Origin of the sequence: Oikeobacillus pervagus (genome assembly GCF_030813365.1) — a bacterium.
GTDB classification, from domain to species: domain Bacteria; phylum Bacillota; class Bacilli; order Bacillales; family DSM-23947; genus Oikeobacillus; species Oikeobacillus pervagus.
In genome coordinates this window covers 1-14,293 of sequence record NZ_JAUSUC010000060.1, presented here as the reverse complement: position 1 = coordinate 14,293, position 14,293 = coordinate 1, and the positions used below count along the sequence as shown (strand labels likewise).

The 14,293-nt window shown below is 36.2% G+C and carries 12 protein-coding genes and 1 pseudogene; 9 read left to right on the top strand and 4 right to left on the bottom strand.

Features of this window, described 5'->3' with window-relative positions; translation table 11 throughout:
• Positions 1 to 201, top strand: a pseudogene (locus J2S13_RS15190) (IS4 family transposase); the annotation flags it as partial.
• A 276-nt stretch (positions 202 to 477) separates the two neighbouring features.
• On the opposite strand, the gene jag reads toward J2S13_RS15190, so the two are convergent.
• The 4 genes from jag to rpmH form a co-directional block, all read right to left on the bottom strand.
• Entirely contained in the window at positions 478 to 1,095 is a 618-nt protein-coding gene (jag, locus tag J2S13_RS15185; RefSeq protein WP_307258678.1) for an RNA-binding cell elongation regulator Jag/EloR, read from the bottom strand.
• A complete protein-coding gene (spoIIIJ, locus tag J2S13_RS15180) occupies positions 1,092 to 1,865 on the bottom strand; it encodes a YidC family membrane integrase SpoIIIJ (RefSeq protein ID WP_307258677.1) in 774 nt (257 codons plus the stop codon). Before spoIIIJ ends, jag begins: the two co-directional genes overlap by 4 nt.
• Before the next feature lie 82 nt (positions 1,866 to 1,947).
• Positions 1,948 to 2,337, bottom strand: coding sequence for a ribonuclease P protein component (gene rnpA, locus J2S13_RS15175; protein ID WP_307258676.1), 390 nt, complete (start codon positions 2,335 to 2,337; stop codon positions 1,948 to 1,950).
• Between the two features lie 117 nt (positions 2,338 to 2,454).
• Complete coding sequence (gene rpmH, locus J2S13_RS15170) at positions 2,455 to 2,589, bottom strand: 50S ribosomal protein L34 (protein ID WP_307258675.1); 135 nt, start codon at positions 2,587 to 2,589, stop codon at positions 2,455 to 2,457.
• 716 nt (positions 2,590 to 3,305) lie between these two features.
• Between rpmH and dnaA the strand changes: the two genes are divergently transcribed.
• The 8 genes from dnaA to J2S13_RS15130 all read left to right on the top strand — a co-directional run bounded on the left by dnaA (position 3,306) and on the right by J2S13_RS15130 (position 13,661).
• The gene (gene dnaA / locus J2S13_RS15165; RefSeq protein ID WP_307258674.1) at positions 3,306 to 4,649 is read left to right on the top strand and encodes a chromosomal replication initiator protein DnaA; all 1,344 of its coding nucleotides are present in this window, start codon (positions 3,306 to 3,308) and stop codon (positions 4,647 to 4,649) included.
• 190 nt (positions 4,650 to 4,839) lie between these two features.
• Complete coding sequence (dnaN, locus tag J2S13_RS15160; RefSeq protein ID WP_307258673.1) at positions 4,840 to 5,976, top strand: DNA polymerase III subunit beta; 1,137 nt, start codon at positions 4,840 to 4,842, stop codon at positions 5,974 to 5,976.
• A 187-nt stretch (positions 5,977 to 6,163) separates the two neighbouring features.
• Positions 6,164 to 6,382: a ribosome maturation protein RlbA gene (gene rlbA / locus J2S13_RS15155; RefSeq protein WP_307258672.1), complete on the top strand. Its 219-nt coding sequence runs from the start codon at positions 6,164 to 6,166 to the stop codon at positions 6,380 to 6,382.
• 84 nt (positions 6,383 to 6,466) lie between these two features.
• Positions 6,467 to 7,585 carry a DNA replication/repair protein RecF gene (gene recF / locus J2S13_RS15150; RefSeq protein WP_307258671.1) on the top strand — a complete coding sequence of 373 codons (1,119 nt, stop codon included), beginning with the start codon at positions 6,467 to 6,469 and terminating at the stop codon, positions 7,583 to 7,585.
• 10 nt (positions 7,586 to 7,595) lie between these two features.
• Entirely contained in the window at positions 7,596 to 7,853 is a 258-nt protein-coding gene (gene remB, locus J2S13_RS15145; RefSeq protein WP_307258670.1) for an extracellular matrix regulator RemB, read from the top strand.
• Between the two features lie 99 nt (positions 7,854 to 7,952).
• Positions 7,953 to 9,875, top strand: a complete 1,923-nt coding sequence (gyrB, locus tag J2S13_RS15140; protein WP_307258679.1) for a DNA topoisomerase (ATP-hydrolyzing) subunit B — start codon at positions 7,953 to 7,955, stop codon at positions 9,873 to 9,875.
• A gap of 134 nt (positions 9,876 to 10,009) precedes the next feature.
• On the top strand, positions 10,010 to 12,475 hold the full coding sequence (gene gyrA / locus J2S13_RS15135) for a DNA gyrase subunit A (protein WP_307258669.1): 2,466 nt from the start codon (positions 10,010 to 10,012) through the stop codon (positions 12,473 to 12,475).
• A 100-nt stretch (positions 12,476 to 12,575) separates the two neighbouring features.
• Positions 12,576 to 13,661: an HD-GYP domain-containing protein gene (locus J2S13_RS15130; protein WP_307258668.1), complete on the top strand. Its 1,086-nt coding sequence runs from the start codon at positions 12,576 to 12,578 to the stop codon at positions 13,659 to 13,661.
• The last annotated feature ends 632 nt before the right edge of the window (positions 13,662 to 14,293 follow it).

The following is a 14,293-nucleotide window of genomic DNA, read 5'->3' as shown; positions in this document are numbered from 1 at the left end:
CTGTTTTACGAATTATGTGATGAAGTGAATGAACTTGATTGGGCTGTCGCATTACAGCAGTTGATCGAGCTTCTTCAAGACGCACTTAAGCAAACAAATAGGAAAATCAAAACATTAATTCAAAGTCAACTCAAACAGTGGATCGCTGGCCTTCCTAATTATATCAAGGCTTATTTGCCGATATCACTCTGCGAAAGTTGAGTTATTAGTATAATGGATATAATTCCTTATACTAATGAATTGAATAAACTTTTCGGAAGCGAGATACGTAAAAATGGGAGACGTAGGGGAAAGATGAACAAATTATCATTAGAAGTAGCCCAATAACTCTCGGGAAATAGACATAAATACGCAAATCCTCTTGGCTCCCTAGTTCATATCCTCGTGGGAAATAGGCAAAAACCCTTAGGAAATTATCAAATCGCTCGGAAACCGTTCCACTCAAAAATAAAAACTTCGAGCATGTGCTCGAAGTTTTTATTTAGGTGAGATCACGATGGATCGATAAGGCTCAAATCCATCAGAATACGTCTTCACTTGATCATGATGGGCTAAAGTAGAGTGAACAATCTTTCTTTCAAATGACGGCATTGGCTCTAGCCTTATTTCCTTTTTAGCTTTCACCACTTGATTTGCTATTCTTTCTGAAAGATGGATTAATGTTTCTCTTCTCCGTGTTCGGTAATTCTCAACATCTAATATAATATTGATGTATTGATCGCTATAATGGTTTGCTACCATTTGCGATAATAGTTGCAAGGAATTCAGGGTTTTCCCTCTCTTCCCGATTAATAACGCTGCCTTCTCACTTTGCAAATCAAACAGAACATCTTTTCCATTCTGGGAGCTCTCTATTCCTACTTCAAGTCCCCATTGTTCGCAAATATGTTGAAGATAACGCTTCACCTCATCGATTGGATCGGGCATCAAAGTGACTTTCACAACAGCGGGACGTCCACCAAAAAGACCTAATAATCCTTTTTTTCCTTTATCGATTACAACCACTTCGGTATGATCTTTTGAAGTCTGTAATTGATCTAATGCGGATTGTATAGCCTCTTCAACTGTTTGTCCTTTTGCAGTTACTTCTTTCACTTTTTACTTCCCCCTATATTTGCAGCTGCTTTCTTTCTTAAATCCGGTCCCTTTATGAAATAAGTTTGGACAATCATAAACAGATTCCCAACTACCCAATAAAGAGATAATGCGGCAGGTAGGTTAAAAGCAAAGACAATAATCATGATGGGCATTAACCATAGCATCATGGCCATTTGAGGATTTTGATTTCCCGTTCCAGCCATCATAACCTTTTGCTGGATAAAAGTTGTTGCACCAGCAACTAACGGCAATATAAAAAGTGGATCGGGGGAACCAAGATCAAACCATAGAAAATTTTCATCCCTAATGGCCCTTGTTCTCATAATGGCTTGGTAAAATCCAAAAATGATCGGCATTTGAATCAATAGTGGGAAACATCCTGCTAAAGGATTCACATTATGCTTTTGGAATAATGCCATCGTTTCTTGCTGTAGTTTTTGCTGGGTAACAGCATCTTTTGATTTATATTTTTCCTGTAATTTTTTTATTTCAGGTTGTAAGACTTGCATTGCCTTCGTATTTTTAGTTTGCTTTATCATCAATGGTAAAATAATTAAACGGATGATGATGGTAACGATCACAATCGCCCATCCAAAACTATTAACAACTTCAGCGGTTTTTATAATAACTAAAGAAAGAGGATAGACAACATATTGATTCCAAAACCCTTTACTTTCTGGTGTAATCTCTTTCCCTACCTCCGTACATCCCGAAAGTAACATCATAATCCCAATGAGTAGGATCAAATACAAACTCTTTTTCTTCAACACTCTTCCCCCCATCAAAAAAATCTATCAAAACTATCGATTATTTTAACATCTATTCAAAGACAAGGCTTGTAGAAAGTTGTCAAACTGTTCTATTTTTTCTATTTTCTTTCTTCGACATACTTTTTACGTCTAGTACGTTTGCCTTTTTGAGAACATGAAGTAGACTTTTCTTAACTTCATGAAAGTCCATCTCTGCAGAAGGTTTCCTTGCGATGATAATATAATCGTTGCACTGTTCGATCCCTTCTTTTAACTCGGTAAAGACTTGTCTTATGTATCTTTTAATTTGATTTCTTTTCACAGCATTTCCAATTTTTTTACTTACTGAAAGTCCAATTCGAAATGGAACGGTGTCAGTATCAGCTTTTTTTAACACATATACAACAAACTGCCGGTTGGCAAATGATTGTCCACCTTGAAACACAGCTTGAAATTCACTATTTTTTTTTATACGAAATGCTTTTTTCATTCCATCAGCCACCTATAAGACGAGACAATGATCTAACTTCAAAATTATATACTTTCACATTCTTTTTTATTTAATCCATCATATGAGAAAAAAAGACCACTGAGACTATTCAGTGGTCTAGGCAGATAATACTTTTCTTCCTTTACGACGACGGCTTGCTAATACGCGACGACCGTTTTTAGTACTCATGCGTTTACGGAAACCGTGAACTTTACTTCTTTTACGTGTATTCGGTTGGAATGTTCTTTTCATTATAAAACACCTCCCTGAGGTTCGGTTTTTTTCACACTAGTAGACAGTCTAACTAATTATAATGATGTCACCTTATAATTGTCAACTGCATATAGAAAATTAACAAAAATATCCTCAAAACTCATTAATTCATTTTGCTAGTCAAGATCTCCAAAAAAACTTCCCCCCACCCACTCAAAAAGTAGTCTACACCTTATTCACACCCCGTAAAAACGCAGTTGTGGATATGTTTCGACAATTTTCTTTTTATCCACATCTGTTATTGACAACTTTTTCACAAGTTCAATCCTGTGGACAACTTTTTTTACACAGTTTGTTTTAAATGTGGATAAAACAAGAAATCCATTGCAACGTAAAGTTTTATTTGTTATTATAAAATATGTTTTCACTCTGGATATCTTAATGTGAATAACTTCTTATCCACAACTGTTAATAACTTGTGGACAACTTATTCAGCCCTATTGGAGAAACTTGTCCACAGATTGTGAATTTTGTCGAAAATCCTATTACCTTCATTATTATATATTTATTCACATTTTATCCCACACTTGATTGGCCTAGAAATGGAAAATATTATTACAAGAACAATTGTATTAATTAAAGCTAAGATTGGTCTTTATTTTCACTGTTTCATAAATAAAAATTTTTTATGATGTCAAACTGGTAAAAACAGATGAGCTATTTAAATAAATAATGCCTTTTAAGGAGGGGACGGCATGGAAAACCTCGATGATCTTTGGAGCAAAGCGCTTGAAAACATCGAAAGTAAGATCAGTAAACCGAGCTTTGAAACTTGGTTGAAGTCGACAAAGGCGCATGCTTTACAAGGTGATTCAATCATTATTTCAGCCCCAAATGAGTTTGCTAGGGATTGGCTAGAAGGCCATTATTCTCAACTTATTACGGGAGTGTTATATGAAATAACAGGGGAAGAATTAATTGTCAAATTTATTATTCCTCAAAACCAGGAATCAGAGGAACTAAAGATCCCGGCTGCAAAACAGCAAGTGAAAAGGGAAGATTCACTAGATTTCCCTCAAAGTATGTTGAACCCGAAATATACATTCGATACATTTGTAATCGGTTCTGGGAATCGCTTTGCTCATGCCGCGTCTTTAGCTGTTGCTGAAGCTCCAGCAAAGGCATATAACCCTCTTTTCATTTATGGGGGAGTAGGACTTGGAAAAACTCATTTAATGCATGCCATTGGTCATTATGTTCTCGAACACAATCCAGCTGCAAAAGTTGTCTATTTATCTTCTGAAAAATTCACGAATGAATTTATTAACTCCATTCGTGATAATAAAGCCGATGATTTTCGGAATAAATATCGAAATGTCGACATTCTTTTAATTGATGATATTCAATTTCTTGCTGGAAAAGAACAAACCCAAGAAGAGTTTTTCCATACATTTAACACTCTCCATGAGGAAAGCAAGCAAATCATTATTTCCAGTGATCGTCCACCAAAAGAAATTCCAACATTAGAGGATCGGCTGCGATCACGATTTGAATGGGGACTTATTACAGATATTACCCCGCCAGATTTAGAGACACGGATTGCGATTCTTCGAAAAAAAGCAAAAGCAGAGGGACTTGATATACCGAATGAAGTAATGCTTTATATCGCTAATCAAATCGATTCCAATATTCGTGAGCTCGAGGGTGCCTTAACCCGAGTTGTCGCTTACTCATCTTTGATCAATAAAGATATTAATGCGGATCTTGCAGCAGAAGCATTAAAAGACATTATCCCTAGTTCAAAACCAAAGGTCGTAACGATTCTTGATATTCAACGAGCTGTTGGTGAGCATTACAATGTGAAATTGGAAGACTTTAAAGCGAAAAAAAGAACAAAATCTATCGCTTTCCCACGACAAATTGCGATGTATTTATCAAGGGAGCTAACCGATTTCTCTTTGCCAAAAATCGGCGATGAATTCGGAGGACGTGACCACACAACCGTTATTCACGCCCATGAAAAGATTTCAAAGCTACTACAAACTGACCAAACTCTACAGCATAGCTTGAAAGAAATAACGGGTATATTAAAATCATAACTGAATAATGTGAATAACTTATCTAGGTTTAAGCACAGTCTGTCCACATGTGGATAGACTGTATTTACTTTCAATTAACCGGGTTATCCACATATTCACAGCCCCTACTACTACTATTACTATTTTTATATAAATTATTAATATATTCGTTAGTAAAAAAAATATGCATGATGATGGAGGAATTTTAAAAATGAAATTTGTCATCCAACGTGATCGACTTGTCCAAAGTGTACAAGATGTGATGAAGGCTATTACATCTAGAACAACTATCCCGATACTTACAGGGATTAAAATTATTGCAACAGATGAAGGTGTTTCCTTAACAGGGAGTGATTCCGACATTTCGATTGAATCATTTATCCCTAAAGAAGAAGACGAGGATGTTATTGTAGACATAAAACAACCAGGATCTATAGTGATTCAAGCTAAATTTTTTAGTGAGATTGTGAAGAAGCTGCCATTAGAAACAGTTGAAATTGAAGTAATTGGTTCTTTTCAAACGGTGATTCGTTCTGGAAAATCAGAATTTAATTTGATAGGACTAGATCCGGATGAATATCCCCATTTACCTCAAATTGAAGATGGAAAAGTATTTAAAGTCCCTACCGACTTATTAAAAACGATGATTAGACAGACAGTGTTTGCAGTGTCCACCTCAGAAACACGCCCTGTGTTGACAGGTGTAAACTGGCAGGTGGGAAATAATGAGCTTATCTGTATTGCAACAGATAGTCATCGTTTAGCTTTAAGAAAGGCTGCCATTGAAACAGATTCTGATGCTCATTACAATGTTGTGATTCCAGGAAAAAGCTTAAGTGAACTAAGCAAAATTTTAGATGACACGACAGAACCAATCGAAATTGTCATTACGGAAAATCAAGTCTTATTTAAAGCAAAGCATCTTCTCTTTTTCTCAAGATTACTTGAAGGGAATTATCCAGACACTTCTCGTTTAATACCAACTGATAGTAAAACGGCGATTACATTAAACGCAAAAGAATTTTTACATGTCATTGACCGTGCATCATTGCTTGCTCGAGAAGGAAGAAATAATGTGGTGAAATTGACAACCGTCGGGGATGATTTAATTGAGATCTCGTCTAATTCACCCGAAATAGGGAAAGTCATTGAGCAAATAAAAAGTCAATTGATTGAAGGGGAAGAATTAAAGATTTCATTCAGTGCAAAATATATGATGGATGCGTTAAAAGCATTAGAAGATACAGAAATTCATGTTTATTTCACAGGTGCGATGAGGCCGTTTGTTATTCGTCCAATCCATAATGATTCCATTCTCCAATTAATATTACCTGTAAGAACTTATTAAAAATGGATATAAGCATGTTTGCAGATGAGCGTTAAAACAAAAATCCTGCCAAATTGAAGGCAGGATTTTTCTCCTTCCCTTAGGCTGTTCATTCGCGAAAAAAAATAGGAAGAAAACAATTTTGTGTTAAATGAAAAAGTTTAGTAAAATTAACAATTAGAGATTAAAAACGAAAGCAGTGAAAATGGTGGATCAAAAGATTGCGATCGATACGGAGATCATTACGTTAGGTCAATTCCTAAAATTGGCAGATGTAATTCAAACAGGTGGAATGGCTAAATGGTTTTTAAGTGAGTATGAAGTGTATATCAATGATGAACAAGATCAACGTAGAGGAAGAAAGCTTAAAATCGGGGATCGGGTGGAAATCCCTGGTGTCGGTTCATTCATAATTTCGCAATCATGAGGTAAGCTTCCATTTGATTTTTTTTACCAATAGAAGTTTCGAAAGATGTTCGTTAATGCAGGAGAAAAAAAGGATGTAACGTTCATGTTTATAGTTGAGTTAACCTTGGAGAATTACAGGAATTATCTCTCCCTAGAAGCACAGTTTGAAGATAAAGTGAATGTAATCCTTGGGGAGAATGCTCAAGGAAAGACAAATGTGATGGAAGCAATCTATGTATTAGCAATGGCAAAGTCACATCGAACAAGTAATGATAAAGATTTGATTCTTTGGGACAAAGAGTATGCTAAAATAAAAGGTAGAATACAAAAACGAAATAATTCCCTTCCGTTAGAGCTATTTATTTCAAGAAAAGGGAAAAAGGCTAAATGCAATCATATTGAACAACGGAAATTAAGCCATTATGTTGGAAACATGAATGTCGTCATGTTTGCTCCTGAGGATCTTCATCTTGTAAAGGGCAACCCTCAAGTGAGACGTCGATTTATTGACATGGAGATTGGTCAAGTTTCTCCAGTTTACCTACATGATTTAAATCAATATCACAAAATTTTACAGCAAAGAAATCATTACCTAAAACAATTGCAAACGAAAAAACAACAGGATATGACGATGTTAGATATATTGACCGAGCAATTGATTGAGGTAGCAGTAAAAATTATAAAAAAGAGATATGAGTTCGTTTATTTGCTAGAAGAATGGGCAAAAACCATTCATTCTGGTATTTCAAGAGGGTTAGAACAGTTAGAAATTGTTTATAATCCATCATTAGACGTATCAGAAGATGATGATTGGTCGAAAATGGTAGATATATACAATGGGAAATTCTTCACTAATAGGGAACGTGAAATTGATCGGGGAATCACCTTGTACGGGCCCCACAGGGATGATCTGATCTTTAAAGTGAACGGGAAGAATGTTCAGACTTTCGGATCCCAAGGCCAGCAACGTACAACGGCACTATCAGTTAAATTAGCTGAAATTGAATTGATTCATTCTGAAATCGGTGAATACCCCATTTTATTATTAGATGATGTTTTATCAGAATTAGACGATTATAGGCAATCCCATTTGCTTAATACCATTCAAGGAAGAGTTCAAACATTTGTGACAACGACTAGCGTGGATGGAATTGACCATCAAACATTACGTGAAGCGGCAACCTTTCAGGTAAATGCTGGTCAAATGTCTCAGATGAAATGAGGTGTGTTTCATGTATGTGCATGTTGGTGAGGATGTAATGGTTCATACAAATGAGATTATCTCCATTATCGATAAAAATAGTGTATGCTCTTCACATGAAAATGAACATTGGATTAATCAACAATCGAATTCGGTTATTTCACTAGTGAAAGGGGATTTTAAATCGGTCGTTGTGACGGCGGATAAAGTGTTTCTTTCACCGTTATCATCTAGCACATTAAATAAACGGATTTGCAAATATAATTTGCGTAGGTCTTATAGTAAATAACTTCTATGCGGTCCATGTGTTAAGGGGCTTCGTGATTCTTACATCTTTAAATTGATTTTTTAGACCTACATGAGAAAGAGAAGGTGAACCAGTGTGTCTTTGGAAGAGAAAAACGAACAAATTCAATCCTATGATGAACATCAAATTCAAGTCTTAGAAGGGTTAGAAGCTGTTCGTAAACGTCCTGGAATGTATATAGGCTCCACGAGTTCAAAGGGGCTTCATCATTTAGTGTGGGAAATCGTTGATAATAGTATTGACGAGGCACTGGCAGGTTTCTGCAGTGAAATCAACGTAATCATTGAAGAGGATAATAGTATTACGGTAAAAGATAATGGTCGTGGAATCCCTGTAGGAATACAAGAAAAAATGGGACGTCCAGCCGTTGAGGTTATTCTAACTGTTCTCCATGCAGGAGGAAAATTTGGTGGCGGTGGTTATAAAGTTTCTGGTGGATTACATGGTGTAGGGGCTTCTGTTGTGAATGCGTTATCCAAAAATTTAGAAGTATATGTCCACCGCGATGGAAACATCCATTATCAAAAATATAGCAGAGGAATTCCTTGTGATGATTTGAAAGTAGTTGGTACGACTGATCACACTGGGACGGTTATCCGTTTTACCCCAGATCCTGAAATATTTACGGAGACAACAGAATTCGAATACGAAACACTTGCAAATCGAATTCGAGAACTAGCTTTCTTAAATCGGAATATAAAAATTTCCATAGAGGACTTGAGAGAAAATGGGAGAAAAAATGAATACCACTATGAAGGTGGAATCAAGTCATATGTAGAACATTTAAACCGTTCGAAGGAAGTCATCCATGAAGAACCAATTGACATGGAAGGTGAGAAAGACGGGATTTCAGTGGAAGTGGCTCTTCAATATAACGAAGGATATACAAGTAATCTTTTATCCTTTGCTAATAATATCCATACGTATGAGGGCGGTACACATGAATCAGGATTTAAAACGGCTTTAACAAGGGTCGTAAATGACTATGCCCGAAAAAATGGAATATTTAAGGAATCTGATGCGAATCTTTCAGGGGAAGATGTTCGGGAAGGTTTAACGGCTATCGTTTCTATTAAGCATCCTGACCCACAATTTGAAGGACAAACGAAAACGAAACTTGGAAACTCTGAAGTCCGAGCAGTAACTGATTCAGTCTTTTCTGAAACATTCGAAATGTTTTTATTCGAAAACCCTTCCATTGCTAAAAAAATTGTCGAGAAAGGATTAATGGCTGCAAGAGCAAGGCTTGCTGCTAAAAAAGCGAGAGAACTCACTCGACGGAAAAGTGCATTGGAGGTTTCTAGCCTTCCGGGTAAGTTAGCGGATTGTTCTTCACGTGATCCTGCAATAAGTGAATTATATATCGTAGAGGGTGATTCAGCTGGTGGGTCCGCAAAACAAGGTCGTGACCGACATTTCCAAGCCATTTTACCATTACGTGGTAAAATCATTAATGTTGAAAAGGCCCGATTAGACAAAATATTATCTAATAATGAAGTTCGGATGATGATCACGGCTCTTGGAACGGGAATTGGGGAAGAATTTGATATTTCAAAGGCCCGTTATCATAAAGTTGTCATTATGACAGATGCCGATGTAGATGGAGCACATATTCGAACTTTATTATTAACATTCTTTTACCGTTATATGCGCCAAATTATCGAAGCGGGTTATGTGTATATTGCACAACCACCTCTTTACAAAATTACTCAAGGAAAACAAATTAATTATGCGTATAATGATCGGCAATTGGATGAAATCCTTGCTGCATTACCAGATAATGCTAAGCCGGGTTTACAACGTTATAAAGGTCTTGGAGAAATGAATCCTGAACAGCTTTGGGAAACGACGATGAGTCCAGAAACACGAACACTATTACAAGTGAACTTAGAAGATGCAATTGAGGCAGATGAAACTTTTGAAATATTGATGGGAGATAAAGTCGAACCACGCCGTCAATTTATACAGGAAAACGCAAAATATGTTAAAAATTTAGATGTATAACGCTCATATTTGATTGAAGTATGCAGGCAGGATAGATAGCGGAAATCTATCCTGTATTTACGTATAGTGAGAGAAAATAGTTATGAGGAAATTGTCGTATTTCCTTACCTTTTTATAAAAAGGAGGTCCTTTAGATGGCCGATACGCCTAACCCAAAAGTAAAAGAAGTGAATATTAGCAAAGAGATGCGCTCATCTTTCTTAGATTATGCTATGAGTGTCATCGTTTCCCGTGCTTTACCTGATGTTCGTGATGGTTTAAAACCTGTTCATCGAAGAATCCTATATGCGATGAATGATTTAGGAATGACAGCAGGAAAAGACTATAAAAAGAGCGCACGTATCGTAGGGGAAGTAATTGGTAAGTACCATCCACATGGTGATTCTGCAGTATATGACACGATGGTGCGGATGGCACAAGATTTTAACTATCGGTATATGCTAGTGGATGGTCATGGGAACTTTGGTTCTGTCGATGGAGATTCAGCGGCAGCCATGCGTTACACGGAAGCAAGAATGTCCAAGATTTCAATGGAACTTTTAAGAGATATTAATAAAGACACGATTGATTATAAAGATAATTATGATGGAGCAGAGAAAGAGCCGGTCGTTCTTCCCGCAAGATTCCCTAATTTACTTGTGAATGGTACATCTGGGATTGCTGTTGGGATGGCTACCAATATCCCTCCTCATCAATTAGGAGAGGTTATTGATGGAATCCTTGCTCTTAGTAAGCAACCAGAAATTACAACGACTGAATTAATGGAATATATCCCAGGGCCAGATTTCCCTACTGCTGGGTTAATTATGGGGAGAAGTGGAATTAGAAGAGCATACGAAACAGGGAAAGGTTCTATTACGTTACGTGCGAAAGTAGATATTGAGAAAAAATCAAACGGAAAAGAAAAAATTATTATCACTGAGATTCCGTACCAAGTAAATAAGGCAAAATTAATTGAAAAAATTGCTGAACTTGTGCGAGATAAAAGAATTGACGGGATTACAGATCTCCGCGATGAATCAGACCGTACAGGAATGAGAATTGTTATTGAGGTTAGAAGAGACGCGAATTCCAGTGTATTATTGAATAATTTATATAAACATACTGCTTTGCAAACGACGTTTGGAATCAACTTATTGGCTTTAGTTGATAATCGACCGAGAGTGTTAAGTTTAAAAGAATGCTTAAAACATTACTTAGATCATCAAAAAGTCGTTATTCGTAGACGGACAGAATTTGAGTTAAGAAAAGCGGAAGCTCGTGCACATATTTTAGAGGGATTAAGGATTGCGCTTGATCATATTGATGAAATCATTCAATTAATTCGAAGTTCCCAAACAACGGATATCGCCAGACAAGGTTTGATGGAACAATTTTCTCTTTCTGAAAAGCAAGCACAAGCGATTTTGGATATGAGACTTCAAAGACTAACAGGATTAGAACGGGAGAAAATTGAAGAAGAATATCAAAATTTAGTGAAGTTAATTGCAGAACTTAAAGCCATTTTAGCGGATGAAGAAAAAATATTAGAAATTATCAGTGAAGAGTTACTAGAGATTAAAGAGCGTTTTAATGATGAACGCCGCACAGAAATTTTAGATGCTGGAATTCATGATATTGAAGATGAAGATTTAATTCCAGAAGAAAACATCGTCATTACTTTAACACATAATGGCTATATTAAACGTCTTCCATCCTCAACTTATCGCAGTCAAAAACGTGGTGGTAGAGGGGTGCAAGGGATGGGAACAAATGAAGATGATTTTGTAGAACATCTGTTGACGACATCTACCCATGACACGATTTTATATTTTACGAATAAAGGAAAGGTCTATAAAACAAAAGGCTATCAAATTCCTGAATATAGTCGAACAGCGAAAGGTCTCCCTATTATTAATTTACTAGGAATTGAAAAAGACGAATGGGTTAATACGATTATTAAAGTAGAAGAGTTCAATGATAATTGGTATTTGCTTTTTGCAACAAAACATGGGATCGCAAAACGGACTCCAATTAAAGATTATTCAAATATACGGACGAATGGATTAATCGCAATTAATCTTCGTGAAGATGATGAACTGATTTCTGTTAAATTAACGGATGGACAAAAAGAAATTATTATGGGAACAAAAAAAGGAATGCTTATTCGATTCCCTGAATCAGATGTTCGCTCTGTCGGACGTGCTTCTACAGGAGTTAAAGGGATTTCTTTAGTTGAAAATGATGAAGTTGTCAGCATGGAAATGGTTGAGCCAAACAATGAAGTTTTAATTGTAACGGAAAATGGATATGGAAAACGTACACCTGAATCTGAATATCGTATTCAAAGTCGTGGTGGTAAAGGATTAAAGACATGTAATATTACAGATAAAAACGGTGATCTTATTGCTGTCAAAACAGTCACGGGTGAGGAAGATTTAATGTTAATTACAGAAGGTGGAGTGTTGATTAGAATGGATGTTAGTGATATCTCCATCACTGGACGTAACACCCAAGGAGTAAAATTAATCCGTTTAGATGATCAGGAACATGTAGCAACCGTTGCTAAAGTGGAAAAGGAAGAAGAAGAACTAACAGAAGTTGAAGAAAACGAATCATAATATTTTGAACCCAGCACATAGAAAGTGCTGGGTTATTTTTACCACAAAACATGAATTATTTGGTAAAATAAAAAGAAAGATGGGTTTTGAGGTGGACGAAATGCGTGTGAAAGTAAATGGATTACAACCTGGATACATTTTGAAAGAGGATGTTATGGGATTGACACCTTATCCACTTGTACAAAAAAATACAATTTTAACGGACGTGCATCTAGAAGTATTAAATGCCTTTCAAATTGATTCCATATTGGTGGAACCATTAACAATTGAGGGAAATATGGTGAAGATTGAACAGGAGAACAGTGAGGAACAAAAGCAAACACAATCTCCAGTAATTGATGAGTTTTTAAATTTGTATATCCAAAGTATTGAAGCGTATGGGAGGGAGTTCCAAAGATGGAAATCAGGTATCGGGGTAGATATGGCCAAAATGCGTCAAATTATTTTGCCTCTTCTTCGAGCACTTTCTCTTCACACAGATAAATTATATACTTTGCACCATTATTCGACGAAAGAGAATTATTTATTTCATCATGCTGTCGCGACAGCAGTTATAAGTGGGGAGATCGCCCGAACATTAAAATATGATAAGGGTCTAGTCATACAAACTGCCTTAGCGGGTCTACTATCAGATTGTGGTATGGCTAAACTAAATGGAGCTATTTTGGATCAAAATCGTGCATTAACCGAGTACGAGTACAAAAAAGTAAAGAACCACACATTATACAGTTATAATATGGTGAAAGACGAGAGCTTATTAAAACCGATAGCAAAACTAGCCATATTTCAACATCATGAAAGATTAGATGGTAGTGGCTATCCATTACAAGAAAAAGGAAAGAGAATCCATCAAATATCACAAATTGTAGGAATTGCTGATACATATCATGCGATGACATCTGAAAGGTTATATCGGAAGAAGCAAGCGCCATTTAAAGTTCTCGAAATCATTCAGCAAGACTTCTTCGGGAAGTTTGAACTCCAAGTAGTAAAAGCCTTACTTTCTACTTTTGCTAATCTCCGTACGGGATCCATTGTAAAACTATCCAATAAACAAAAAGGATCCATTATCTTTACTAAAAACCAATCACCAACAAGACCACTTGTGAAGATTGAAGAAACGAACGAAATAATTGATTTAGAGAAAAATAGAGGGCTATACATCGAAGAAGTAATGATGCTGTAACTTTCATGGTAATTTTTATCCCGCCTTAACGGGCAGTAAAACCTCCCCCTCAAAATGATTTGGAAACAAAGAAGATAGGTGGAGGATCACGGCCCCTAAAGGTGCGATAAGTTCAACTAACATTCAATGAGAGATGAAGTAACGAAGTAACCCTCCACTGAATGAAGTTTCACTTTATTAATGGCCATTAAGAATCTATCTGTAGAAGGGATTTGAATAAAAGAGTGAAGTTACAATTCCCTTATTCGTTGAATAGTACTGTAGTAATGATGCAAATATTGACGGAAAATACGTATATATTCGGGAAAATAAACAGATCCGCGGGTTACCTTTTGCATATACTTACGGGAAATAGGCATATGTCGTTTGAAAATGTACATATCGCCATTTTCCGTAGGTTCCGCGGGCCTAAATCTCAAGGGAAACTTCCTGGGAAGATCAGCATCTATTTATTTTTAAAAAAATCTTTCAGAAAGTGTTGACTTAGGCGTTGTTTAAGTGATATATTATAAAAGTCGCTTGGACGACATGGAAAACAATTGATCTTTGAAAACTGAACAAAACGAAGTGTAACCATAATGTTTTAACAACGTTATTTTTTATGAGCTAAATCAAATTCTTTGGAGAGTTTG

Excerpts from the sequence above, each read along its gene's own strand:
- remB (WP_307258670.1), top strand. The coding sequence starts at position 7,596 with ATGTATGTGCATGTTGGTGAGGATGTAATGGTTCATACAAATGAGATT.
- dnaN (WP_307258673.1), top strand. The coding sequence starts at position 4,840 with ATGAAATTTGTCATCCAACGTGATCGACTTGTCCAAAGTGTACAAGAT.
- dnaA (WP_307258674.1), top strand. The coding sequence starts at position 3,306 with ATGGAAAACCTCGATGATCTTTGGAGCAAAGCGCTTGAAAACATCGAA.
- recF (WP_307258671.1), top strand. The coding sequence starts at position 6,467 with ATGTTTATAGTTGAGTTAACCTTGGAGAATTACAGGAATTATCTCTCC.
- rnpA (WP_307258676.1), bottom strand. The coding sequence starts at position 2,337 with ATGAAAAAAGCATTTCGTATAAAAAAAAATAGTGAATTTCAAGCTGTG.
- J2S13_RS15130 (WP_307258668.1), top strand. The coding sequence starts at position 12,576 with ATGCGTGTGAAAGTAAATGGATTACAACCTGGATACATTTTGAAAGAG.
- rpmH (WP_307258675.1), bottom strand. The coding sequence starts at position 2,589 with ATGAAAAGAACATTCCAACCGAATACACGTAAAAGAAGTAAAGTTCAC.
- gyrA (WP_307258669.1), top strand. The coding sequence starts at position 10,010 with ATGGCCGATACGCCTAACCCAAAAGTAAAAGAAGTGAATATTAGCAAA.